20 protein-coding genes are annotated in these 24,554 nt (G+C 69.7%); 12 read left to right on the forward strand and 8 right to left on the reverse strand.

All coding sequences use genetic code 11. The features are described 5' to 3' along the window. Nucleotides 1-5: 5 nt before the first annotated feature. From ABZU25_RS28015 to ABZU25_RS28025, 3 genes are read right to left on the reverse strand one after another with little or no spacing between them, the layout of a single operon-like run. Nucleotides 6-797 (reverse strand): 2-oxo acid dehydrogenase subunit E2, encoded by a 792-nt coding sequence (locus ABZU25_RS28015; RefSeq protein WP_355032351.1) that lies wholly within the window; start codon nucleotides 795-797, stop codon nucleotides 6-8. Continuing rightward, on the reverse strand, nucleotides 794-1,021 hold the full coding sequence (locus ABZU25_RS28020; protein ID WP_355032352.1) for an acyl carrier protein: 228 nt from the start codon (nucleotides 1,019-1,021) through the stop codon (nucleotides 794-796). The genes ABZU25_RS28015 and ABZU25_RS28020 overlap by 4 nt, the downstream gene beginning before the upstream one ends. Then, complete coding sequence (locus ABZU25_RS28025) at nucleotides 1,018-2,898, reverse strand: HAD-IIIC family phosphatase (protein WP_355032353.1); 1,881 nt, start codon at nucleotides 2,896-2,898, stop codon at nucleotides 1,018-1,020. The genes ABZU25_RS28020 and ABZU25_RS28025 overlap by 4 nt, the downstream gene beginning before the upstream one ends. A gap of 244 nt (nucleotides 2,899-3,142) precedes the next feature. On the opposite strand from ABZU25_RS28025, the gene ABZU25_RS28030 reads away from it, so the two are divergent. Beyond that, nucleotides 3,143-3,940 carry an AfsR/SARP family transcriptional regulator gene (locus ABZU25_RS28030; RefSeq protein ID WP_355032354.1) on the forward strand — a complete coding sequence of 266 codons (798 nt, stop codon included), beginning with the start codon at nucleotides 3,143-3,145 and terminating at the stop codon, nucleotides 3,938-3,940. Here the strand turns inward: ABZU25_RS28030 and ABZU25_RS28035 are convergent. Then, on the reverse strand, nucleotides 3,915-4,685 hold the full coding sequence (locus ABZU25_RS28035; RefSeq protein WP_355032355.1) for an alpha/beta fold hydrolase: 771 nt from the start codon (nucleotides 4,683-4,685) through the stop codon (nucleotides 3,915-3,917). The two genes, ABZU25_RS28030 and ABZU25_RS28035, sit on opposite strands and share 26 nt — an antisense overlap. Before the next feature lie 203 nt (nucleotides 4,686-4,888). Here ABZU25_RS28035 and ABZU25_RS28040 point away from each other — a divergent pair, with 203 nt between their 5' ends. Further along, the gene (locus ABZU25_RS28040; protein ID WP_355032356.1) at nucleotides 4,889-5,836 is read left to right on the forward strand and encodes an oxidoreductase; all 948 of its coding nucleotides are present in this window, start codon (nucleotides 4,889-4,891) and stop codon (nucleotides 5,834-5,836) included. Between the two features lie 105 nt (nucleotides 5,837-5,941). On the opposite strand, the gene ABZU25_RS28045 is transcribed toward ABZU25_RS28040, so the two are convergent. Beyond that, entirely contained in the window at nucleotides 5,942-6,559 is a 618-nt protein-coding gene (locus ABZU25_RS28045; RefSeq protein WP_355032357.1) for a helix-turn-helix domain-containing protein, read from the reverse strand. A 960-nt stretch (nucleotides 6,560-7,519) separates the two neighbouring features. On the opposite strand from ABZU25_RS28045, the gene ABZU25_RS28050 reads away from it, so the two are divergent. After that, nucleotides 7,520-10,321, forward strand: coding sequence for an AAA family ATPase (locus ABZU25_RS28050; protein WP_355032358.1), 2,802 nt, complete (start codon nucleotides 7,520-7,522; stop codon nucleotides 10,319-10,321). A gap of 51 nt (nucleotides 10,322-10,372) precedes the next feature. Here ABZU25_RS28050 and ABZU25_RS28055 read toward each other — a convergent pair whose 3' ends face one another. After that, entirely contained in the window at nucleotides 10,373-10,582 is a 210-nt protein-coding gene (locus ABZU25_RS28055) for a DUF5988 family protein (protein WP_355032359.1), read from the reverse strand. A 292-nt stretch (nucleotides 10,583-10,874) separates the two neighbouring features. On the opposite strand from ABZU25_RS28055, the gene ABZU25_RS28060 reads away from it, so the two are divergent. The 7 genes from ABZU25_RS28060 to ABZU25_RS28090 are packed head-to-tail and all read left to right on the forward strand — an operon-like array spanning nucleotide 10,875 to nucleotide 19,436. Beyond that, complete coding sequence (locus tag ABZU25_RS28060) at nucleotides 10,875-11,075, forward strand: hypothetical protein (protein ID WP_355032360.1); 201 nt, start codon at nucleotides 10,875-10,877, stop codon at nucleotides 11,073-11,075. Nucleotides 11,076-11,100: 25 nt separating this feature from the next. After that, a complete protein-coding gene (locus ABZU25_RS28065; RefSeq protein ID WP_355032379.1) occupies nucleotides 11,101-12,987 on the forward strand; it encodes a 2-oxoacid:acceptor oxidoreductase subunit alpha in 1,887 nt (628 codons plus the stop codon). Then, entirely contained in the window at nucleotides 12,980-14,014 is a 1,035-nt protein-coding gene (locus ABZU25_RS28070) for a 2-oxoacid:ferredoxin oxidoreductase subunit beta (protein WP_355032361.1), read from the forward strand. Before ABZU25_RS28065 ends, ABZU25_RS28070 begins: the two co-directional genes overlap by 8 nt. Next, nucleotides 14,014-15,627 carry a methylmalonyl-CoA mutase family protein gene (locus tag ABZU25_RS28075; protein ID WP_355032362.1) on the forward strand — a complete coding sequence of 538 codons (1,614 nt, stop codon included), beginning with the start codon at nucleotides 14,014-14,016 and terminating at the stop codon, nucleotides 15,625-15,627. The genes ABZU25_RS28070 and ABZU25_RS28075 overlap by 1 nt, the downstream gene beginning before the upstream one ends. Further along, nucleotides 15,624-17,762 (forward strand): methylmalonyl-CoA mutase, encoded by a 2,139-nt coding sequence (scpA, locus tag ABZU25_RS28080; RefSeq protein ID WP_355032363.1) that lies wholly within the window; start codon nucleotides 15,624-15,626, stop codon nucleotides 17,760-17,762. Before ABZU25_RS28075 ends, scpA begins: the two co-directional genes overlap by 4 nt. Beyond that, complete coding sequence (gene meaB, locus ABZU25_RS28085) at nucleotides 17,759-18,733, forward strand: methylmalonyl Co-A mutase-associated GTPase MeaB (protein ID WP_355032364.1); 975 nt, start codon at nucleotides 17,759-17,761, stop codon at nucleotides 18,731-18,733. The genes scpA and meaB overlap by 4 nt, the downstream gene beginning before the upstream one ends. Before the next feature lie 31 nt (nucleotides 18,734-18,764). After that, complete coding sequence (locus ABZU25_RS28090) at nucleotides 18,765-19,436, forward strand: 4'-phosphopantetheinyl transferase superfamily protein (RefSeq protein WP_355032365.1); 672 nt, start codon at nucleotides 18,765-18,767, stop codon at nucleotides 19,434-19,436. A 45-nt stretch (nucleotides 19,437-19,481) separates the two neighbouring features. Here the strand turns inward: ABZU25_RS28090 and ABZU25_RS28095 are convergent, their stop codons facing one another. Next, nucleotides 19,482-20,891: an acyl-CoA synthetase gene (locus ABZU25_RS28095; RefSeq protein ID WP_355032380.1), complete on the reverse strand. Its 1,410-nt coding sequence runs from the start codon at nucleotides 20,889-20,891 to the stop codon at nucleotides 19,482-19,484. A 276-nt stretch (nucleotides 20,892-21,167) separates the two neighbouring features. On the opposite strand from ABZU25_RS28095, the gene ABZU25_RS28100 reads away from it, so the two are divergent. Then, complete coding sequence (locus ABZU25_RS28100; protein WP_355032366.1) at nucleotides 21,168-21,467, forward strand: hypothetical protein; 300 nt, start codon at nucleotides 21,168-21,170, stop codon at nucleotides 21,465-21,467. 70 nt (nucleotides 21,468-21,537) lie between these two features. Here ABZU25_RS28100 and ABZU25_RS28105 read toward each other — a convergent pair whose 3' ends face one another. Then, nucleotides 21,538-22,164, reverse strand: coding sequence for a TetR/AcrR family transcriptional regulator (locus ABZU25_RS28105; RefSeq protein WP_355032367.1), 627 nt, complete (start codon nucleotides 22,162-22,164; stop codon nucleotides 21,538-21,540). Between the two features lie 24 nt (nucleotides 22,165-22,188). Between ABZU25_RS28105 and ABZU25_RS28110 the strand changes: the two genes are divergently transcribed. Further along, nucleotides 22,189-24,429, forward strand: coding sequence for an MMPL family transporter (locus tag ABZU25_RS28110; protein WP_355032368.1), 2,241 nt, complete (start codon nucleotides 22,189-22,191; stop codon nucleotides 24,427-24,429). The last annotated feature ends 125 nt before the right edge of the window (nucleotides 24,430-24,554 follow it).

Consider the following 24,554-nt stretch of genomic DNA (forward strand, 5'->3'; position numbering starts at 1 on the left):
GTTGTTCACCGGGTGGCCGCCGCAACGGCGTCGGAGACCGGGCTCGGCGCGTAGGCCTCGAGCCCGTCGCGGATCTCGGTGAGCACGTCGGCGGCCTCGGCGCCGTCGATCACCCGATGGTCGAAGGCGAGGCTGAGCCGCATCATCGGGGCGATCGCGAGGCCACCGTCACGCACCACCGGCCGGTCCAGGATGCGACCGACGCCGAGGGTCACCGTGGTGCCCCCGACCGAATGGAAGCCGTCCACCGCCGCGTGTCCGAGTGAGGTCAGCGCGAACGTGCCGAAGGTCCGCGGCCGCCGGGACAGCGGGCGCACCACCCGGCGGAACGCGAACGGCCGCACCGGCCAGGGCAGCCGGTGCAGGGCCCGGACGCCGGCGAACTCCGGCATGACCGCCGGGTCGTTGTCCCGGTAGTGGTCGACCTGCCGCTGCACCTCGTCCAGCCCGCTACGGTCCAGGTCGGGCAGCACCGCGGAGAGCACCACCCGCTTGCCGGCGAGCGTCTTGTCCAGAGTCAGCTTGCCGCTCACCGTGTCGTACCGGCTGATTCGCGGGCGGATCCGGCCCCGGACCGCCGCGTTCGCCTCCGGGTGCCGGGCCAGCACGCCGGCCGCCACCACCAGCAGGTAGCTGACGATCGAGTACCGGCGACCGGCCGCCCGTGCGGTCAGGCGGTGCGCCCGCACCGCGCTCATGTCCACCTCGGTGTCGAGGAAGACCGGCGAGAACTGCCGGATCTCGTCGAGGAAGTGCAGGGTATGCCGCCGCTGCGGCGCGACCGGTCGTACGCTCACGCCGGCACCGCCAGCGCGTAGACGTCGGTGAGACTCTGCGCCTCGAGGAGATTGACGAGCGAGATGCTGCGCCCGGTGGCCCGCTCCAGCGCCGACGCCAGCCAGAGCATGTGGACCGAGTCCCAGCCCGGCACCTCGTCGAAGGAGCGGCCAGCGTCACCCGCGTCGATCGGCAACCCGATCTCGTCGCGGATGAGGGTGACGAGATCGTCGATGCTGTTCATCGGTTACTGCCTCCTTGGCCGTCGTCCAGGTCAATGTGCTCGGGGTGGATGGGCAGGTCGGTCAGGTCGTGCTGGAACACGACGGCGTCGCCATCCGTGCCGATCTCGGCGAATCCGTAGCGCGGCAGGAGGTCGCGTACCGTCCTGTTCTTGGCGGTGGGGCGGTAGCGGCCGAGCACCCTGCGGACTCCGTCGTGCCGCGCGGCTCGCAGCACCGCGGCCAGGCATGCCTGCTCGATGCCGCGGGCGAACACCCGGCAGCTGAGCAGAAAGTTGTCGATGTGGAGACGGTCGCCGTCGCGCCGGGTCAGGATCACCCCGACCAGTCCGTTGTCACCGAACCGGTCGGCCGAGCGGATGGTCAGGATCCGCTGCGCCGGATCGGCGGCGCGAGCCCGCACCTGCGCCGGTTGCAGCCGCTCTGTGGTCAGGTTGAACTGGTTGGTGCGCAGGGTCAGTTGGGACACGCGTGCCAGATCGGCGTCCGTCAGCGAGGCCAGTCGCACCCGAACACCGAGTTCGCGCAGGTAGTCGGCGATCGATTCGAAGGTTTCCAGGAAGTCCGCGCGGGCCAGCTCGTCCCGGTACTGCGCCGGCCGACCCCGGTCCTCGACAGCCAACTCCCGGACGTCGAACCAGCCGTCGCGCAGCAGGGCCGGCACGTGCCCGGCCGGCTCCTCGCTCACCGGTACCACGGTCACCCCGGGCAGCTCCCGCCGTACCAGCCCGCACTCGTAGGGGTTGTCGTCGACGAAGACGAAGCTGTCCACCCCGAGGTTGAGGGTCGTGGACAGCTCACGCAGGTTCTCGTGCTTGGGCCGCCAGTTCGCGACGACTCGGACGAAGTCCTCGCCCCGCAGCGTCATTCCGGGGTGTTCGCGCAGCACGGCATGCACCGGCTCGGGGTCGTTCTTGCTCACTGCGGCCACCAGCACGCCCTGCGAGCCGAGCTGCTTGACCACCGACTGGAAGGCCCGGAACGCCTCGCCGCGGAAACTGTCCCGCACCTCGATGCCCTCCGGGCCGTCGTCGCCGAGGACCCCACCCCAGACCGTGTTGTCCAGGTCGAGCACCAGGCACTTGCGGGTCATACCGGACAGGTGCCGCCCGAGATGGCCAACCTCCTGGGCGTACGCGGCGAGCAGGCCCGGTGCGAGGTGTGCCTTGGCGTAGGTGCTGAGGGCCGGGTCGTACGCCGCGACACCGTCGGAGAGGATCGGATCCAGGTCGAGGCAGATCACCGGAGGGTGCTCGGCGGCGAGCCGCAGCAGCCGGGCGTTGCCCTCGCGCCAGATCGCGCCGAGGGTGGCCCGGGACCGGTGGTCGATGAGCTGGGCGGTGAAGCGCCGGGGCAGCGGCAGCGTGTTCAGCACCAGGGTGCCGGTGTTGGCGCTCGCGAATGTCCGGACCAGGCCGGCCACCACCTCCAGGTGGGCCTGGAAGGCCTGGGCCACCTGGTCGGGGGTCCACGGCACCGGTAAGCGGTCGAAGACCACCTGTGGGTCGAGCACGCAGAGGGTGATGTGCGGCTGCGTGCGATAGAGGCCGCTGTCCGGGTCGCCCAGCTCGAAGACGTAGCTGTCGTGGTCGGTCAGGTGCGGACGCAACAGGATGCCGTGCCGGGCCAGCTCGGCGGTCAACGCCGGAACCAGCATGGCGAGCGTGCCGTGGCCGGTCAACGCCGCGGTAAGGGTCGGGGTACCGGGGTGTTCTCGCAGCACCTCGTCGGGGTCGAGCCGGGCGAGCAACCGGCCGGCCCGCAGCCGGGCGTCCCCGGTGAGCGGCGCGATCAGACGAGCCACGCTTGGGTAGTCGACGGCAAGCCGTCCCGCCTGGTGCAGGTCGAGCAGCGTCTCGGCGCTCACAGTGCCGGTCACCGGGCCTCCGATGTCGTGTAAATCCAATTGCTGGCGATCATCGGCGAGCGTTCTAAAGAACGCCTAATGCGGTCCTTCCGGCCGTCCGGGTTGCCCGGCGTCGGAGTGGCGCTACTGAGTCGGAAGTTAGGGGTCTGCTGGCGGCTTCTGGGGTTAGTTCGACGGCGGCTCGCTCCTACCGTTGGCCCAGTACCTCTCCGCACCGTCGGACGATTTCCGCACCGCCCGAGAGGAATTCGAATAGATGCGATATGAAGTGCTGGGTCCGCTGCGAGTTGTGGACGGTCAGGGTGTGTCGTCGATCAGCGCCAAGAAGGTCGAGACGCTGCTGGCCGTGTTGCTGATACAGGCCGATCAGGTGGTGTCGCAACACGACCTCGTCACCGCGATCTGGGGTGAGAGCCTGCCCCGCCGCGCGTCGGCCGCGATGCACGTCTATGTCTGCCAGTTGCGCCGCTTCCTCAACCGGCCCAAGAACACCGCCATCGTCACGCGTCCACCCGGCTATGTGCTGCACCTCGGAGACGATGTCCTGGACGTGAACGACCTCCAACGGCTCGTTCACGAAGGGCGGACGCTGCGCCGGATCGGCCGACACGCGGAGGCGGCCGAGAAGTTCCGAGCCGGGCTGTCGCTGTGGCGTGGTCCGGCCTTCGACAACCTGCGCGACTGTCACATGATCGACAGGTATGCCACCTGGCTGACCGAGCTGCGCCTGGAGTGTATGGAGCTGTTCAACGACTCCAACCTGGCCATCGGCCGCCACCAGGAGTTGGTCGGCGATCTCTACACCGCGATCGCGCAGTACCCGCTGCGAGAGGCCTTCTATCGTCAGCTGATGCTCGCCCTCTACCGTTCCGAGCGGCGTGCCGACGCGCTGGTCGTCTACCAGCGCGCGTGGGAGACGCTCGACCGCGAGCTTGGTCTGGAGCCGTGCCGGCCGCTGCGCGAGCTGCACCAGGGCATCCTGCGCTCTGACGGGCGACTCGGCACCGCTGGCCCGCGAGCCGAACGGCTCACGACGGCCGGACTGGCGAGCTGAGCTGCTGGTCCAGGATCCGCACCACCGCATCCTTCCCGGCGACCAGGTAGAAGTGGTCGCCGGGAAGTTTGTGCAGGGCGAACGGCCCGGAGGTGTGCTCCGCCCAGGCCTGCGCCTCCTCCTCGGACGTGCGCGGATCGGCGTCGCCGAAGATCGCGGTGATCGGGCAGGTGACTCGTTGGCCCGGGCGGTGCCGGTAGGACTCAATCGCGGTGTAGTCGGCCCGCAGCGCCGGCATCACCATCGCCACCAGTTCCGGGTCGCGCAGCACGGCCGGGTCGGTCCCACCCAGCTCGACGACCTCGGCCAGGACGCCGGCCGCGTCCCGCTGATGGATCCGCTCCTCCCGGTAGCGTGACGGGGCCCGTCGGCCGGAGGCGAACAGATGGGCCGGCGCCGGCCGGCCGGCGTGCTCGAGTCGCAGCGCCACCTCGTACGCCACGATCGCGCCCATGCTGTGCCCGAAGAAGGTGAGCGGCCGGTCGTCCGGCCCTGCCAGCGCCTCGGCGATCTGCTCGGCCAGCGCGCCGATCTCGCTGACCTGCGCTTCCGATCGTCGCTCCTGCCGGCCCGGGTACTGCACCGCGAGCACGTCGAACCGGCCGCTCAGGGTGGCCGAGTAGGGCAGGTAGAAGCTGGCCGCGCCGCCCGCGTGCGGGAAGAGCAGCAGGCGCTCGGTGGCGGCTTTCGGCGCCGGATGGAACCGGCGCAGCCACCGGCCGGGGTCGACCACTGTGCTGGTCATCGCGAACCGTCCCTTCCCATGACGTGAGGCTGACAGGGAAATCGTAGGAAGGTCGCGGACCCGTAACCCACCCCTAGTGACCCCTAGATCGTCCGAACGGCCGAGTCCCTAGTCGCTCCCTTTTCTGGACAAGCCCGTCCGGATCACATAACGTAAACGGGACAAGTATTCCGTTTATCCGTACCTGATCAAGGAGACGGGCGATGCAAAGACCGCAGGGCACTCCCTGGACCGTGGCGGACGTGCCGGACCAGACCGGCAGGGTGGCAGTGGTGACCGGGGCCAGCACCGGTCTCGGCTTCGAGGTGGCGTCCGTCCTGGCCGCGCGCGGAGCCACGCTGGTGCTCGCCTGTCGCAACCGGGAGCGCGCGATGGCGGCCGCGCGGCGGATCACCGAGGCGACGCCGGGCGCACGGGTGAGTATCCAGCAGGTCGACCTCGCCTCGCTGGCATCGCTGACCCAGGCGGCCGAAGAGCTCGGCACCGAGCACGAGTTCATCGATCTGCTGATCAACAATGCCGGTGTGATGGTCCCGCGCCAGGACACCACGGCGGACGGTCACGAGCTGCACCTGGGGGTGAACCACCTCGGCACCTTCGCGCTGACCAGCCTCCTGATCGACCGCCTGCTGCCCACTCCGGGCTCGCGGATCGTGACGGTCAGCAGCGTGGCTCACCGCAATGCCCGGCTCCGGCTGGACGATCTGCAGTCCAGCGCCAACTTCAAGTGGGGCGAGGCGTACGCCCAGTCCAAGCTGGCCAACCTGTTGTTCACCTATGAGTTGCAGCGACGGCTGGCCGCCATCGGCGCGGAGACCATCGCGGTGGCCGCGCATCCGGGCAACGCCGACACCGAGTTGGTCCGAGACTTTCCACTGCAGCAAAAGATCATCGGCAGCCCACTGGTGCGCTGGGCCACGAAATGGCTCTTCCAGCATCCGCCCGAGGGGGCACTGCCCCTGCTGCGAGCCGCCACCGATGCCGCCGTCCGCGGCGGGGAATACTACGGGCCTTCCGGCTTCCGCGAATACACCGGAAGCCCGGTCCTGGTCGAGTCGACCGGTCAGTCGCACGACCTCGACGCCCAGCGGCTGCTCTGGGCGGCGTCGGAGCGACTCTGCGGCGTCTCGTTCGGGCCCGTCGTCGCATGAAGTCGTGCACCCTGCCCGGCGACCGGCCAGGGTGCACCCGCCCTGGCCCGCTCCGGTCAGGCGCCGCCGTTGCGTGGCCGGGCTTGGTGGACGCCGCTGTCGGCGTCATTTCGGACGGGCTGGCCGTGGCATCCGGGGGTCGGGACGTAGGCCGCGTCGGATGATTCCGATGAGGCGGCCACGTGCCTCGGAGTCGACGCCGAAGCGTTCACGGGCCAGGCAACCCTCGAGCAGGGCCTTGATGTCGGCCACGGTGATCTCAGGGCGGACGCCGCCGGCGGTCTGGGCACCGTCGAGCAGGTCGGCCAGCGCGGTGCCGAAGTCGTACGCCGCCGCCGAGGCGGCGGCCTCCACATCGAAGCCGGCGTTGGCCAGCGCCTCAGCCAGCCCGCGGTCGGTCGACCCCTCGGCGACCAGGACCGTGAAGAACTCGAAGAACGCGTCGATCGGCGCCAGCCGTTCGTGCAGTTCGCGCGCGCGGCGCACGAGCTGCTCGGCCCGCTCGTGCACGATCGCCCCGAACAGGGCTTCCTTGGTGGGGAAGTGCCGGCTCACCGTGCCGGTGCCCACCCCGGCTCGGCGGGCGATCTCGGCGACGCTCACCGAGGTGCCCTCGGTGGCGAACGCGGTGATGGCCGCCCGGAGCACCAGCTCGCGGTTGCGTCGGGCGTCGGCTCGCAGCGCCCGAGCGGGTTGCTCCGAGGACGCGGCAGGGCGTTGCATGTCCGGTGACGCCACACCTACCTCCGGTAGCCAGTTGATAGACAAGCGGAACGGACGTCCCCTATCCTACGCGGGCGATCGGCGGTGTCCACGCGCCGCTGGGATCTTGTTGGCACCGCATGACCGACGACGTTCGTCCGGTGCCGATCATCCATCATCAAGCCAGCAACAGGGGTGAGGGGTGGCGTCTTCGATGGCTGGCGGGCGGATATGCCTGCGCGAGCGGGGTGGCCCGCTGACGGAGAGGTCCTCGGTGCAGACGGCGAGCGGGTCGACCGCTCACCGCAGGCAGCATCACCCGGTGGTCGGCGGCACCTCGAAGCCGGCCGCGAGGGGCGGGGTTTTGCTCTCAAGTGGGAGGAGCGTCCCGCTCGACCGCCTCCTCCCGGGCCTGGTCCTGTGTGGAGCGACGATCGGCCGCGCACGTGGGTCCGACGTCATCGGCCGCGACCAACCACGCTCTCTCGCGGGTCATTCCCGGGTCCCGAGGGTAAGACATCGTTCACTTTCCCGAAACATTGTTATCCAGGTTGGGAGGAACGTCCGAATTCTCATCACTAGGTTGACCCGCGGGTAGTGAGATCTAGGTCACTCGATCTGGTCGAGGACATTTCTCCTCGATGATTCGTGGTTACATGGCGCAAAATCAGATTTGCGCTTTGGGAATATGCACCGGGCGAGGCGATCGCCATGATCTTGAGCGCCGCGCGGTGATCGAAGCGCATTGGCGTTGAAAGCGACAGTTGACCCACGGGAGGTGCATCTGGGCGCGACCGGTCTTCGATCTATACACAATTGAACGCGACATCTGCCGCCATCGAACCGACATTTTTCCTGTGTTTCTCGATAGCTGTGGGATGTCTTTCCGTTGAGCCGGTCGGCCCTGGGGGGGTCGGCGGCGTTCGCTGCCTGCGGCGGCGCTGTCTTGGTCGGAAGCACAGAGCCTAACGGGGGCGTTGGATGACTCTGGTCGAACGAACATATCAATGGCGAGCATGCGAGGAACTGCTGAGCGGGGCACTCCGCGGGAACGGCGGAATCGCTCTGATCACCGGCCCGGCCGGGAGCGGTAAGACCAGCCTTTTGCAGGAGTTCGTCGAGCGAGCCGCACGCGCTGGTTGTCAGGTGCTGACCGCCACCGGCTCGCACGGCGAGCAGGAGGTGCCGCTGGGCATCGTGGGCCAGTTGCTCCACCGGGCGGATCTGCCGGAGACGGAAGCGGCCACCGTGACCGACCTGCTTGCCGAGGTGGCCCTGACCTGGTCCACCTCACCGGGCGACACCACGAACCCGGTCGCGATGCACACGCTGCAGCGACTGTGCCTGCCGATTCTCCGGCTCGGCGCCGCGGCGCCGCTGGTCATCGTCGTGGACGACATGCATCTGGCCGATCGCCCGTCGCTGCAGTGCCTGTCCTATCTCGCCCGCCGCGCGCGGCACGCGCGCGTACTGCTGCTGCTCAGCGAGGGAACACGGCGCTACTGGCAGGACCGTTTCCTGCGGGCCGACATGGTCCGCAACCCCAACTGTCGGCAGATTCCCGTACGGCTGCTCAGTCCGGTCGGTGTGGAGGGGGTGTTGCGAGCCACCTCCGCCGCGACCGACGCCTCCTTGGTCGCCGAATGCTCGGTGCTGACCGGGGGCAACCCGTTGCTGCTGCGAGCCCTCATCGAGGACAGCGAAGGCCACTGGGCCGGCGGACGGCCGACACCCGGCGACCGGTTCGCCGACGCGGTCGCCGACTGCCTGTACCGCTGCCAGCCCACCACCAGTGACGTGGCCCGGGCGCTCGCGGTGCTTGGTAACGGGTCGACGGCTCTGCTGGGCCAGATGCTCGGCAGGAGCGCCGAGGAGGTGGTCCACGAGCTCGCGCTCCTGGTCGACGCCGGCCTGGTGGAGGACGGCAGCTACCGGCATCCTTCGTTGCGAGCAGCGGTGCTGGCCGGGATCGAACCACGTGAGTTGGCTCCATTGCATGGCGCGGCCGCCCGAGTGCTGCACGGCGCCGGCTTCCCCCAGGGCGCCGTCGCCGACCACCTTCTCGCCGCGGACCGGGTGACGGAGGCGTGGGCGGCACAGACGCTGTGCGACGAGGCGGTGCGGGCGCTCGGCGAGGGCGATCTCGACCGCACACTCAACTACCTTCGCGCGGCTCAGACGCCGAACGATGACGAGACATACCGGGCCACCGTTGCCGCACTGCTGGCCAGAACCGAGTGGCGCCGCGACCCCGCCCGGGCGCTGCGCTGCCTGCACGGACTGCTGACCGCCGAGGGCGACCTGCGGTCCGTCGTGCGCTGCCGGATGATGGCCGTGCACCTGCTGCTCTGGCACGGCAGGCCCGGTGAGGCGATCGACACGATCAGCGGCCTGTTCGACCGGGACGACCTGGACGAGCAGGCGGTGACGACAGTCGGGATGACCATCCTGTGGCTGTCCTCGCTCTTCCCTGCCGAGGCCAACCGTCTGCATCGCCGATGGGCCGCGCTGATGCGAGCCCGGCCGGATTTGAACACGAAGACGGCGCAGCGGCAGACCGTGGCCTTGCTGCGGCGGTCCGCGAGCCGGGGACCGGACGCCAAGACGATCGAGTTGGCACGTGGACTGCTGGACCGTTCACCGATCACCGACGGCGCCCTGCCGACTCTGTTCACCGCGTTGTCGATCCTGATAGTCGCGGGCCGGACGGACCTGGCCGTGGGGTGGTGCGACCGGCGGCTGGTGGAGGAGCCGGTCAGCCGGACGCCCACCTGGCGGGCGTTGATCCTGGCACTGCGAGCCGAGATCATGCTGCGCCGCGGCGCCGTTGCCGAGGCGCACGCCACGGCGAGGACGGCGCTGTCCACCATCTCACTGGAAGGCTGGGGGGTAGCCCTCGGCGGAGTGTTGGCGACCCTGATCACGGGCTCGACGCTGGCCGGGGACTACGCGGCCGCAGCCGGGTATCTGGAGGTCGCGCTGCCGGCGAGCACCCTGACCACGCCCTTCGGCCTGAAGCACCTCTACGCCCGGGGCACCTTCTATCTGGCAACCGACCAGGTGCAGGCCGCAGTCCGCGACTTCCAGTCGTGCGGCCGGATGGTCAAGGCTTGGCAGTACGACGTGACGGGGGTGGTGCCGTGGCGACTGGGCCTCGCCCAGGCGTACCTCAAGCAGGGGTTTCGACGGCAGTGCCGGGAGCAGGCGAACAAGCAGCTCAGACTGCTCGGCGACCGCTACCCGGAGGTCCGCGGCGCGGCCATGGCGGTGCTCGCCGCGGTCAGCTCACCGGAGCAGCGACTGTCGCTGCTCGAAGAGGCTGCCGAGTTGCTGATGGCGGGCGAGGACCGGGTCACGGCCGCGTGGGCGTGCGCTGAACTCGCTGACGCGCTGCGGGCGGCGGGCCAGCTGAACCGCGCGCGGATGGCTGATCGCACCGCCCGGGAACTCGCCGAGCAGTGCGGTTGCCGGCCATTGCTGGAGCGCCTGAACCGGGCCGAACCGGAGCCGGCCACCAATGGCGCGCGACTGGCGAGCGTCGACGCGTACGGGTCGGAGAGCCTCAGCGATGCCGAGCGGCGGGTCGCCGCACTGGCGGCGTCCGGCTACACCAACCGTGCCGTCGCCGACCAGCTCTACATCACGGTGAGCACGGTTGAACAGCATCTCACCCGGGCGTACCGGAAACTGGGGATCCGGCAGCGCGGGGAATTGGCCGCGGCGCTCGACGACCGGATCGACGAGGGTGTTAACGGCGCCAGCCACGCGGCCGTAGACGTCTGAGCGGCAATTACGGCTGGGCGCCGTCCGGCCACGCTGCCCGACGGCGCCTCGTCACTCTGCCGTTTTGGTCCGCATCGTCCAGCGGAAGATGGGCACGCCGGTCTCGGTGAATTCGTTGATCCGTTCGAAATGCTCCCACCCGTTGTAGAACATGACCTTCACCTTGTGGTCCGTCATGGACACGTGGGTGCTGCGCAGGTCCTCGGGCATGTAGCCGGGGCCACCTTCCAGGCGACATTCCTCGTACAGGGTCTCGGACATGATTCGACACCTCCCTAGTGTCGTGCCGAATTCCGTGGCGAATCGGGGTCTCGGACGCCCGCTCGTGGCCGTCACGTTAAAGCCGCTGGTAAATGCTTGTCAACCCTGCTAGGAATTGACGCCAGCGATGGGGGAACGCTTAAGAACGGTATTAGCGGCAGAAAAGAACGATCCTTAAAATTGTTCTCGCAACCCGCTTAGGAGCCCTGTCATGCGAGCTTTACGAGCAATCTCTGGTTTGTGGCGCACACGAGTCGTCCCATGGCTGCGTACCAACGGAGACGACCTGGTGATGAGTTTCAGCATGGTCAGCGTCACCGTCCTCCTCCTGCCGGCCGATCTGCTGCTCAAGCTGCGCGCCGAGAAGGACGAGCAGCCCGACGAGACCGACGGTGATCCGCCCGGACACGACCTTCCCGAGCGGCCGCTGACCACGGCGGAGCAGCACGCCTGGCAGACCCTGACCGCGACCCTGCAAACCGACACCGAATAGCGCCCCGACGGGAGCTCAGATGCCGATGCCGCCCACCAACGAAGCCGCCGGGTCCCACCGAATCCTCCGCATCGACCGGGTGGTCATCCGGTTCGCCGGCGACTCGGGCGACGGCATGCAGCTGACGGGTGACCGGTTCACCTCCGAAACAGCCCAACTGGGTAACGACATCTCCACGCTGCCCAACTTTCCGGCCGAGATCAGGGCGCCCGCGGGCACCCTGCCGGGCGTGTCGAGCTTCCAGGTGCACTTCGCCGACTACGACATTCTCACCCCCGGCGACGCGCCCGACGTCCTGGTCGCCATGAACCCGGCGGCGCTCAAGGCGAACCTCTCCGACCTTCCGGCCGGCGCCGACATCATCGTCAATACCGACGAGTTCACCCCACGCAACCTGGCCAAGGTGGGCTACGCGGCCAGCCCGCTCGACGACGGTTCCCTCGCCGATTTCGCGGTGCACCCGGTCGCGCTCACCTCGATGACCGTCGACGCGGTGAGCGAGCTGGGAATTTCCAAGAAGGACGCCGAGCGGGCCAAGAACATGTTCGCGTTGGGCCTGCTGAGCTGGATGTATTCGCGGCCCTTCGAGTCGACCCTCAGGTTTCTGGAGCGGAAGTTCGCGAAGCGACCGGATCTGGTCACGGCGAACAAGGCCGCGTTCCAGGCGGGCTGGAACTTCGGGGAGACCGCCGAGGACTTCGCGGTCCGGTACGAGGTGAAACCAGCGAAGATGCGCCCCGGCACCTATCGCAACATCACGGGCAATCAAGCCCTCGCGCTCGGCCTGGTGGCAGCGGCGGTCCGGTCGAAACTGCCGCTGTTCGTCGGTGCCTACCCGATCACCCCGGCTTCGGACATCCTGCACGAACTGTCGAAGCACAAGCGGTTTGGAATCACCACGATGCAGGCCGAGGACGAGATCGCGGCGATCGGCGCGGCCCTGGGCGCCTCCTACGGTGGCGCGCTCGGCGTGACCACCACCTCCGGTCCGGGCGTGGCGCTCAAGGGCGAAACAATCTCCCTGGCCGTCGCCCTCGAACTGCCGCTGGTGATCGTCGATGTGCAGCGGGCCGGCCCGTCCACGGGGATGCCGACCAAGACCGAGCAAGCCGACCTGAACATTGCGTTGTACGGCCGGCATGGGGAGGCGCCGCTCGCGGTGATCGCGCCGAAGTCGCCGTCCGACTGCTTCCACGCGGCGATCGAGGCGGCCCGGATCGCGCTGACCTACCGCACCCCGGTGATCCTGCTGTCGGACAACTACGTGGCCAACGGATCCGAGCCGTGGCTGCTGCCCGATGCGGGTGAGCTACCCGACCTCAGCGTCACGTTCGCCACCACGCCCAACGGTGACGACGGACGATTCCTGCCGTACCTGCGCGACCCGTACACCCTGGCCCGGCCCTGGGCCGTCCCCGGCACGCCCGGCCTGGAGCACCGGATCGGTGGCCTGGAAAAGGCCGACAAGACCGGGGACATCTGTTACGACCCGGACAACCACGAGTTCATGGTCCGCACCCGGGCGGCCCGGATCGAGGCGATCGACGTACCAGCTGTCGAGGTCGAGGACCCGGACGCGGACAACGGCGACCGACAGGGCGGCCGGGTGCTGGTGCTCGGCTGGGGATCGACGTACGGCCCGATCGGCGCGGCCTGCCGGGCACTGCGCCAGCGCGGGCTGCCGATCGCCCAGGCGCACCTGCGCCACCTCGCCCCGCTGCCGGCCAATCTCGGTGCGGTGCTCGCGGGCTACGACAAGATCGTCGTCCCGGAGATGAACCTGGGCCAGTTGGCCCATGTCATCCGGGCGAGATACCTGGTCGACGCGGTCCCGTTCAACCAGGTCAGCGGCCTGCCGTTCACCGCCGCGACGCTGGAAAGCCTGCTTGAGGACGTGGTCAAGAATGGCTAGCCCCACCATCCCGCTCACGCCGGTCACGCTGACGGCGAAGGACTTCAAATCCGACCAGGAGGTGCGCTGGTGCCCAGGCTGCGGTGACTATGCGATCCTCGCCGCCGTGCAAGGGTTCCTGCCCGAACTCGGCATCGCGCGGGAGAACATCGTCTTCGTCTCGGGGATCGGCTGCTCCTCGCGGTTCCCGTACTACCTGAACACGTACGGGATGCACTCGATCCACGGTCGCGCCCCGGCGATCGCGACCGGCCTGTCGGTGTCCCGGCCGGACCTGTCGGTCTGGGTGGTCACCGGCGACGGCGACGCGCTCTCCATCGGTGGCAACCACCTGATCCACGCGCTCCGCCGGAACGTCAACCTCAAGATCCTGCTGTTCAACAACCGGATCTACGGTCTGACCAAAGGCCAGTACTCACCGACCTCCGAACTCGGGAAGATCACCAAGTCCACGCCGGACGGTTCGGCGGACCCACCGTTCAACCCGCTCTCGCTGGCGTTGGGGGCCGAGGCCACGTTCGTGGCGCGCACCATCGACTCCGACCGCAAGCACCTCCAGTCGGTGCTCCGCGCCGCCGCCGAGCATCAGGGCAGCGCGCTCGTCGAGATCTACCAGAACTGCAACATCTTCAACGACGGTGCCTTCGAGCTGATCAAGGATCCGACCAGCCGCGACGACCACCTGATCCGCCTCGAACACGGCCAGCCGATCACGTTCGGCGCCGAACGACGGTTCTCCGTCGTACGCGCGGACGGCGGCCTCGGCCTGGAGGTCCAAGAAGGTGGTCAGGCCGTCGTCCACGACGTCGCCGTCGAGAATCCGGCGTACGCCTTCGCCCTGACCCGACTCTCCGGCTCCGACCTGGGCACCACCCCGATCGGCGTCCTTCGCGATGTTCACCGCCCCAGCTACGGCGAGCTCGTCCAGAGGCAACTGCGGGACGCAGCCGTCGACGCGAGCCCTGAGCAGCTGCTGAACGAGCTACTTCAGCAGGCCGACACCTGGACCACGAAGGAGACGCCGTAGTGTCCGTCACCACGCGAAGCCCGGCGACCCTGGATCTCTGGCGCGAGCTGGCCCTGCCGGTGCTCCGCAAGACCGGAGAGGTCGCCGACGCGGCCGACGTCGACCGCATCCTCGCCACGACCACCGACGACGGCGTCACGATCGCACCGTTGTACGTGGACAGTCACGCGGTGCCGGAGGTGCACCCCGCCCCGGGCCCGTGGGACGTCCGCCAGCAACTCACGGACGAGGCCGATCTCGCCGAGGAGGTGGCCGGCGGCACGACCTCGCTCTGGCTCGTCAGCGAGGACGTGCCGCCCGCGGTCCTGTCGAGTGGTCTCTGTCTGGTGCTCGACGCCGGCCCGCAGACCGAGGTGGCCGCCGACGCTCTCCTGCGCCAACTGCACGACCGCCCGGTGCCACTGTGCGGAAACCTCGGCGCCGATCCGCTGGGCCTGGCGGTCCGCACCGGTCGGTCACCCCGGCTGGAGCCACTGACCCGGCTCGCGCGCCGCTGTGTCGAGGAGCACCCGCCGCTGCGGGCCGCCACCGTGGACGCCACCACCTACCACGATGCCGGTGCGCCCGACGTGCTGGAGTTGGCATACGCGCTGGCCGCGGGAGTCACGTACCTTCGAGAGCTGACCGCGGCGGGCCTTGACCTGCGGACCGCGATGGGTCAGATCGAGTTCCGCTACGCGGTGGGCTGCGACCAGTGGCCGGCCATCGCCAAGCTCCGCGCCGCCCAGTTGCTCTGGACCCGGGTGGCCCGGGCTGCCGGCGTCTCCGGACCCCTGCGCCAGCGTCAACACGCGGTCACGTCCCGGACGATGATGACCGCCCGCGCTCCGTGGACGAACATCGTCCGGTCCACCGTGGCCGCATTCGCCGCTGTCGTGGGTGGGGCGGACGCAGTGACCGTTCTGCCCCATGACGGGTGCCGCGGCCCGTCCGGCGCGGACGCCCGGCGGCTGGCTCGCACGACTCACGCGGTGCTGCGGCTGGAGACCGAGGCCGGGCGCGTTCAGGACCCGGCCGCCGGCTCCTGGTACGCCGAGCAACTAACCCGTGACCTGGCACTCGCCGCGTGGGACCGATTCCGCGCCGTCGAGCGCAACGGCGGCATGGTCGCCTCCGTCGCCGACGGCACGGTCGCCGCCGAACTCGCTGAGGCAGCGCAGCGGCGCCGAGCCGACGTCCGCCGCCTGCGCCGCCCGATCGTCGGCGTCACCGAGTTTCCGGCTCTGGACGAGGACCCGCCCGCGACCCTCACCGACGGCCGGCACGCTGTGGAGTTCGAGCGGCTGCGGGACCGCGCCGCGGACGGGAAGGTGTCCCCGATCGGCCTGGTGGTGCTCGACTCACCGGCCGCGGCCGCCGACACCGCGATCGTCGAGCGGATCCTCCAGGTCGCCGGCCTGCGCACCACCGAGGAGGTGTCCACCGCGACGGTGGTGTGCGTCTGCGGGCTCGACGGCGGCCCGATCCCCGAGCGATTGCGCCGTCCGGGGGTACGCCTCTGGGCCGTCGCCGTGCCGACGGCCGGCGTGATCGCGGACGGCTTCCTCTACCCGGGCTGCGACGCGGTGGCCGCGCTCGCGGCGATTCTGGACCAGGCGGGAGCGCCACGATGATCCCGGACTTCGGCGACCTCGAGTTCGGCGAGCCCGAACCGGCTCTGGTCACCAGCCAGAGCAGCGCCGGTGACACGCTCGAAGGCATCCCGTTACGGCACCGGTACACCGTCGGCGGCGTCGGCGGCGGCGTGCCCGGCGCACCGCCGTTCCTCCGTGGCCCCTACCCGACCATGTACACCACCCAGCCGTGGACGATCCGTCAGTACGCCGGCTTCTCCACGGCCGAGGAGTCCAACGCCTTCTACCGCCGCAACCTCGCGGCAGGGCAGACCGGCCTGTCGATCGCCTTCGACCTGCCCACGCATCGCGGCTACGACTCCGACCATCCTCGGGCGCGCGGCGACGTCGGGATGGCCGGCGTCGCCATCGATTCCCTCCTGGACATGCGTATCCTCTTCGACGCCATCCCGCTCGACCGGACGAGCGTGTCGATGACCATGAACGGGGCCGTGCTTCCGATCCTGGCGCTCTACATCGTCGCGGCGGAGGAGCAGGGGGTTCCCCCGGAGAAGCTCAGCGGGACCATCCAGAACGACATTCTCAAGGAGTTCATGGTCCGGAACACCTACATCTATCCGCCCGCGCCGTCGATGCGGATCGTGGCCGACATCCTCGCCTGGACCGCAGCCCGGATGCCCCGATTCAACTCGATCTCCATCTCCGGCTATCACATGCACGAGGCCGGAGCCACCGCGGATCTGGAGCTCGCCTACACGTTGGCGAACGGCCTTGAGTACCTACGCGCGGCCCGCGACGCCGGCTTGGACATCGACAAGATCGCTCAGCGGCTGTCGTTCTTCTGGGCGGTCGGCATGAACTTCTTCATGGAGGTCGCCAAGCTGCGGGCCGGCCGCGTGCTCTGGTCCGAGTTGGTGTCCGGTTTCGGGGCGCACAGCCCCAAATCGCTGAGCCTGCGTGCGCACTGCCAGACCTCGGGCTGGTCACTGACCGCGCACGACGTCCTGAACAACGTGGTGCGTACCGCTGTGGAGGCGATGGCCGCGACCCAGGGGCACACCCAGTCGCTGCACACCAACGCCTTCGACGAGGCGCTCGCCCTGCCGACCGACTTCTCCGCGCGGATCGCCCGGGACACCCAGCTCCTGCTGCGGGATGAGGCCGGCACCACCCACGTGATCGATCCGTGGGGCGGCAGCGGGTATGTCGAGCACCTGACCGCGGGCCTGATCGCCCGGGCCAGGACGCATCTCGCCGAGATCGAAGCGGCCGGCGGCATGATCCGGGCAATCGGGCAGGGGCTGCCAAAGATGCGGATCGAGGAGACCGCGGCGCGGACGCAGGCCCGGATCGACTCGCGTCGGCGCCCGGTGGTCGGCCTGAACGTCTTTCCCGCGCCGGAAGGGGAGCGGATCGAGGTGCTGAAGGTGGACAACGCGGCCGTGCTGCGGGCCCAGACCGAGCGCCTGCGCCGGCTGCGGGAAGTCCGGGACGAGGTTGCCTGCAGCGCTGCCCTGGAGGCGATGGTGGCGGCCGCGGCCGGCCCGTCCAACGCCACCGGGCCGGGCAACCTGCTGCACTGCGCCGTGGATGCGGCGCGGGCCGGAGCGACGGTGGGGGAGATGTCGGCTGCGCTGGAGCGCGTGTACGGGCGGCATGTCGCCACCGTCCAGACGGTGTCCGGTGTCTATCAGCGGGAGAGCGGCGATGACAGGGCGGTCCGGGACGCCCGGGCGGCGGTCGCCGCGTTCGCCGTCAGACACGGCCGTCGACCCCGGATCCTCGTCGCCAAGATCGGGCAGGATGGACACGATCGTGGCCAGAAGGTCGTCGCCGGGGCACTCGCCGATCTGGGTTTCGACGTGGACGTCGGGCCCCTGTTCCAGACGCCTCGCGAGGTCGCCACTCAGGCGGTCGACGCCGACGTGCACATGGTCGGGGTGAGTTCTCTCGCCGGCGGCCACCTCAGCATGCTGCCCGAGCTGCGGGCCGAGCTGGTGGCGATGGGCCGCGGCGACATCCTGGTGGTGATCGGCGGGGTCATCCCGCCGGGCGACCACGATGCGCTGCGGTCGGCCGGCGCGGCCGCGATCTTCGGTTCCGGGACGGTGATCGCACAAGCCGCTCAGAAGTTGCTGGCCATCCTGGACGACCGCGTTGGCAGCACTGGGTGAGCACCGCTGTGGACGCCTGCGCGGAGGCGGTCCTCGCCGGCTCACGGGCCGCGATCGGCCGCGCCATCACGATGCTCGAGTCGACGCTGCCGGCCGACCGCGACAATGGCCGCAGACTGCTGCGCCAGCTCGCCCCACACCGCGGGGGCGCCCACCGGATCGGCGTCTCGGGCGTGCCCGGCGCCGGCAAGTCCACGCTGATCGACGCACTCGGCGCCCTGCTGATCGAGCGCGGGCACCGGGTGGCGGTGCTGGCCGTGGACCCGTCGTCGGAGCGCACCGGTGGCAGCATCCTGGGCGACGCCACCCGGATGTCCCGGTTGGCGGCGGCACCGGGGGCGTACCTGCGGGGGTCACCCTCGTCCGGGCGGCTCGGCGGCCTCGGCCGCGCCACCGCTGCGGCAGTGGCGGTGGTGGAGGCAGCCGGATACGACGTCGTGCTCGTGGAGACGGTCGGCGTCGGCCAGTCGGAGACCGCCGTGGCTGCCATCGTCGACACCTTCCTCCTGCTCGGACTGGTGGGGGCGGGCGACGACCTGCAAGGGCTGAAGATGGGCGTGCTGGAGCGCGCCGATCTAATCGTGATCAACAAGGCGGACGGCGACCGCGACAAGCCTGCCCAGGCCGCAGCGCGCCAACTGGCGGCGGCGCTGCGGCTGCTGCCCCGTGACGGCCGGCCGGTGCCACCCGTGCTGACCTGCAGTGCCCTCGACGGCACCGGGCTGGTCGAACTCGTCGAGCGGCTGGCCGCCAGGTACCGGTCTGGCACCGAGTCGGGCGATCTGGCGCGGCGCCGGTGTGAACAGAGCATCGAGGCGATCCGGGTGCAGGCCCGGCATGCGGTCCTGGACGAACTGGCCGCGGTGCCGATGCCAGCCGGGGTGGACGCCGCGGTGGCGGCCGGCACACTCGCGGTGGCCGATGCCGCCGATGAGTTGGTCCGGGCGTACCACGACAGGATCCTCGCGTGAACCGGAGCGCCCGGGTCCGGGTGGTGGCGTCGTGATCGAACGGATCCTGCCGTCCGTCGCGGCCACGGCCGAGGCCTTCGACGACGAGTTGCCGGCCCCGCTCTTCCCGGAGGAGGAGCCACTGGTCGTACGAGCGGTCGCCAAGCGTCGCCGCGAGTTCGCGACCGGGCGGCGCTGTGCCCGGGAGGCGCTGGCGAAGCTCGGGCATCCCGCTGTCCCGCTGACCGCAGGGGAGCGAGGAGCGCCACGGTGGCCGGACGGTGTGGTCGGTAGCATCACCCACTGTGCGGGATACCGGGCCGCGGTGGCCGCTCCCGCCACGCTGCTGAGCGCGGTGGGTGTCGACGCCGAGCCGCATGAGGCGCTGCCGACCGGGATCCTGGACGTCATCGCCGGCGCTGCTGAGCGCGACCTGATCGCCCGGCTCTGCGCGAATGATCCGTCGGTACATTGGGACCGGCTGCTGTTCTGCGCCAAGGAGGCGGTGTACAAGGCGTGGTTTCCGTTGACCCGCCGGTGGCTGGGTTTCGACGACGCCGCCGTGTCGCTCGACCCGATCGGCCGGCGGTTCGCGGCGCGTCTGCTGGTGCCCGGACCGGTCGTCAGCTTCTCCGGGCGGTGGATGGTGGACCGTGGACTGCTGCTGGCGGCGGTGGCGCTGTGCAACGGCGCCACCACCGGATCGCTGGTGGCCGCCGGATGACGGCGTGTCGTTCGGTGGGCCGCCGCTCTGCGCGCCCTGGCCGGGTCACTTTGCCCTGAGCTGGCTCTTCTGCACCTTGCCGAGAGCGTTGCGGGGCAGTGCCTCGACCACGCGCACCTGTCGGGGCCGTTTGTGTGTCGACAGCTGTCGGGCCACGAACTCGATCAGTTGCGCCTCATCGATCCCGTCACCCACGACGTACGCCGTCACCTGCTGGCCGAGATCGGGGTGCGGTGTACCCACCACCGCGGCCTCCCGGACACCCGGATGCGCCAACAGCGCGTCCTCCACCTCCCCAGCGCCGATCCGATAACCGCCGCTCTTGATCAGGTCGGTGGCTGACCGGCCGACGATGCGATGCCAGCCGTCCGGACCGATCGTGGCCACGTCGCCGGTGCGGAACCATCCGTCCCCGGTGCGGGTGGCCGCGTCCGCGTCGGGCCGGTTCAGGTACCCGTCGAAGAGGGTCGGGCCGCACACCTCGAGTTCGCCCATCGCCACGCCGTCGGTGGGCATCGAGCGGCCCTGCTCGTCCACCAGGCGGGTGCATACCCCCGGCAGCGGCAGACCGACGGCGCCCGCGCGGCGGGGGCCGTCGGCGGTGGCGCTCACCGTGATCAACGTTTCGGTCATCCCGTAGCGCTCGACGATCTGGTGGCCGGTGAGCCTGGTCAGGTCGGCGAACACCGTCGCGGGCAGGGCGGCGCTGCCCGACACCAGTAGCCGCGCGGCGCGAAGGGCTCGGGCCGAGGTCTCGTCGGCGGCGATCCGGGACCAGATGGTGGGGACGCCGAAGTAGAGGGAGCCGGCCGCTGCCGCGTACCGCTGGGGGCGGGGTTGGCCCACGTGGTGCAGCCGGCTGCCCACTCGCAGGGGGCCGAGCACGCCGAGCACTAGGCCGTGCACGTGGAACAGTGGCAGGCCGTGCACGAGCAGGTCGTCCGGCGTCCACTGCCAGGCCGCGGCGAGCCCGTCGAGGCAGGCGGCGATGGCTCGGCGGGACAGCGTCACGCCCTTCGGCGCGCCGGTGGTGCCACTGGTGTAGAGAATCAGCGCGACGCTGGCCGGATCCGGCTCCGGATGGCTGGTATCCGATCCTCGTCCCAGGTCAATCGGAATGGTCGGAAGCCCGTCGGGTGTCTCCCGGCGCTCACCGCGAGCCGGCACGAGCATCGCTCCGGGCGCCGAGTCACGCAGAATGTGCTCGCGTTCCATCGGGCCGGCGTCCGGCGGCACCGGTATCACCGCGGACCCGGCCAGCAGCGCACCGACCACACCGACCACCGTGTGCAGGCTGGCAGTCGCGTCGACAGCCACACGGTCCACACCGCGCAGGTCGTCGGCCACCGCGGCGGCGAGCCGTCGCATCCGCACCCACGAGGCTGCCTGGTCGTCGATCCGGATCGCATCCGGGCTCTCGTCGGTTGACGCGAGCAGCCAGCTCAGCAGCACCAGCACGTGACCCTTCTCGTCGTACCCTGCGGTGCGCAGCCGATCCGGTCAGGGTTGTGGGTGTAGCTGACGCCTGCCGCCCGCACCACCGGACATGTCGAACCTAGCCGGGCCTACCGGAGCGGGCCACCCCTACTGAAAGCGCCATCCCGCACGGGGCGCGTGACGCCGTCCGGCTCCGGGTGGGTGCCGGATTAGGGGTGCGGTAGGGGTGCTCCCAGGGCGGCCGGGATTCCTACCCTGGGCTGGGACATCCACGCTGGTTCGGGGAGGGTTCGCATGAGCGTCGAGGGTAAGTGGCAGTTGACGACCGACAGCCCGTTGGGCAAGCAGCGGCTCCAGCTCGACCTGCAGACCGCCGGAGACCGCGTCACGGGAACCGTCACCAATCTCGACAACGGTCTGACGACTGAGGTGCTTGACGGCGCGGTGTCCGGCGCCGACCTCCACTGGAAGATGAAGATGTCGAAGTTCAACGTGACTCTGACCTTCACCACCGTCGTCGACAAGAACACCATTGCCGGCACGGTGAAGGCTGGCATGTTCGGCAGCTTCCCGGTTTCGGGCGTACGCGAGTAGTCGATCGGCGTCGGGTCAGGCGTGGTTCGGGCGCCTCGTCGGGGCGCCGACCGCGTTTCGCGCAGCTGGATCAGCCGGTGTCGCCGAGGTGTTGCCAGGTGGACGCGATGGCGGTTTCCAGCGCGGCGCGCATCTGCTGCGGATCGGCGGCCATCCGGGCCGCCACCTCGGCGTCGGAGTAGAGCATGGTGATCGCGCCGACCAGGGTGCCCACCATGGCACCGACCAGTGCCGAGGCGGTCACCGGGTCCAGCGTGTCGGGATAGGCGTCGAGCAGCGCTCGGACGATCTCGCGTTGACCCTCCAACACCTTGCGCACGGCGCCGGCCTGCAGTGCCGGTGTCTGGAGGATCAGGTCGGCGCGGAGGCGCTCGGACTGGCCCAGGGGGTCGGTGTCGGAGTTGAGAACCGAGTGGAACGCCCGGCGCAGCAGCTGCGCCGGGGTCTCGTCCGGACCGGGCTGCGCCAGCACGGCGGTGAAGAGCTCCAGCTTGAGCGGGGGATCGTCGAACAGCACGTCCTCTTTGCTGGCGAAGTGGACGAAGAAGGTGCGCGGCGAGACGTCGGCGGCGGCCGTCACGTCGGCGATGGTGGTCTCGTCGTACCCCTTGCTGGCGAACAGTGCGATCGCCGCGTCAACGAGCGCCTGTCGGGTGCGCGCCTTCTTCCGCTCGCGAAGGCCCATGTTGCCAGTCATCGCTGCATCCTACAATCTTGGACGTTGCAGCTATTGCAATATTACACCCAATGTATTTACTGTGTGGGCATGGAGAGAACCCTTGAGCGGTTGGGGCGCACGACCGCCCGGCACCCGTGGCTCACGATCGCGGCCTGGGTCGTGACCGCCATGGCGTTGCTCGGCGTGGCTCAGGCCAGCGGCGGCGCCTTCGTCAACGAATTCCGGATTCCCGGCGCGGAGTCGCAACGTGCTGTGGACCTCACCCAGAAGCACTTCGCCGAGCTCGGTGCCGTCAGCGCCGACGTCGTCTGGCACAGCGACAGCGGTACGCTCCGCGATCCGGCCAAGGCCGACGCCATCCGCGCGGTGGTCGCGGACTTCGCCGGACAGCCAGACGTCCGGTCCGCCGCCGATCCGCTGGTCGAGGGGGGCGGTCAGCTCAGTGCTGACGGCCGCACCGCGATCAGTTCCGTGCAGTACGACAAGGAGCTCGGCGACCTCACCGCCGAGCAGAGCGAGCGGCTCGACACCGCGGCCGACAAGGCTCGTGCCGCCGGGATGACTGTGGAGTTCCGTGGCCTGGTGGTGGATCTCGCTGCCACCCCGGAGACCAGCGGCTCGGAGCTCATCGGCGTCGGCGCGGCGCTGCTCATCCTGTTGATCGCGTTCGGTTCGGTGGTCGCCGCCGGACTGCCCGTGTTGGTTGCCGTGCTCGGGTTGATGGCCGGCACCGCACTGGTGTTGATCGCCGGAACCAGCATGGACATCCCGGCCATCGCCCCGATCGTGGCAGTGATGCTCGGTCTGGGGGCGGGTGTCGACTACGCGTTGTTCGTGATCACCAGGTTCCGGCACTACCTCTCGACCGGCATGCCGAAGGCCGACGCCGTCGGGCGGGCGCTCGCCACAGCAGGCCACGCGGTGCTGTTCGCCGGCGCCACAGTGGTGGCGGCGATCCTCGGCCTGCTACTCACCGGCATCCCGTTCATCGGCGGCATGGGCGTGGCCGCGGCGTTGACCGTCAGCATGACGATGCTCGCCGCTCTGACCCTGCTGCCGGCGGTGCTCGGGCTGCTGGGGCCGAAGGTCAACGCCCTGCGCATCGGCCGTCGACGCAAGGACGCGCCGGTCGCCGGAGAGCCCGGGGCTGCTCAGGCACTCGGCGGCTGGGGTCGGTGGGCGGACCGGGTCGCGAAGAACCGCTACGCGTACGCCACCGGCGCTCTGCTGGTCCTCGTCGTGCTCACGATCCCGATGTTCAGCCTGCGGCTGGGCACACCGGACGACGGCAACGCCCCGACGAGTTTCACCCAGCGCAAGGCGTACGACACTGTTGCCACGGAGTTCGGCGCCGGCTGGAACGCACCGTTCCTTGTCGTTGCCGAGCTGCCGAGCGGTGGCCAGGGCGACGCGATGCTACAGAAGCTGAGCAGCGGCCTCTCGGCTGATCCGGAAGTGTCACTGGTGACTCCGGCCCAGCCGAGCCAGGACGGTGGCTTCGCGCTGCTCACCGTGGTACCCAAGCACTCGCCGCAGGACGCCGAGGTCAGTGACCTGCTGCACCGCATCCGCGATGACGTGGCACCGGCGGCCGAGCAGGGCACCGACGGACGCATCTATCTCGGTGGTCCCACCGCTTTCGTCACCGACCTGTCCGACGCGGTCGGCAGTCGGCTGCCCTGGATGGTGCTCGCCGTGCTGGTAGTGGCGGCGCTGCTGCTGATCGCGATGTTCCGGGCGCCCGTGATCGCCATCAAGGCGGCGGTGATGGCGCTGCTGTCGATCGGCGCGGCGTTCGGCGTCCTGGTGGTCATCTTCCAGTGGGGCTGGGGCCTGTCGCTGATCGGCATCGACGAGCCTGTGCCGATCATGTCGATGGTGCCGATGTTGTTGTTCGCGGTCCTCTTCGGGCTCTCGATGGACTACGAGGTGTTCCTGCTCTCGGCCATCAAGGAGGAGTACGACAGCGGCCACGACGCCCGGCGCGCCATCCTGGTCGGCGTGGACAGCACGGGTCGTCTGATCACCGCCGCCGCGGCGATCATGACGGTGGTGTTCCTGTCCTTCGTGCCGATCCAGGACACCAGCATCAAGATGATCGGCATCGGCCTGGCGACCGCTGTCATCGTCGACGTCACCGTCATCCGGCTCGTGCTCGGACCGGCGGTGCTGAGCATTCTCGGCTCGGCCGCCTGGCGTCGATGGCCGGGTTGGCGTAACCAGGACCAGTCGGTGCCGCGGCCGGCGCTCCGGCGTCCGCCGCTCGTTCCCGACAGTTACTGACCCGGTCGAAGGAACGCAGCCTGCGACGGACGACCACAGCAAAAGGCAGGGAGATCCGACTCCCTGCCACTTCTAACTTATAGCGTACCGGGGGGCTTGCGGCAAGACCGGGGTCGTGCCGCAGA

Origin of the sequence: Micromonospora sp. NPDC005215 (assembly GCF_040607915.1) — a bacterium.
Lineage (GTDB): Bacteria > Actinomycetota > Actinomycetes > Mycobacteriales > Micromonosporaceae > Micromonospora.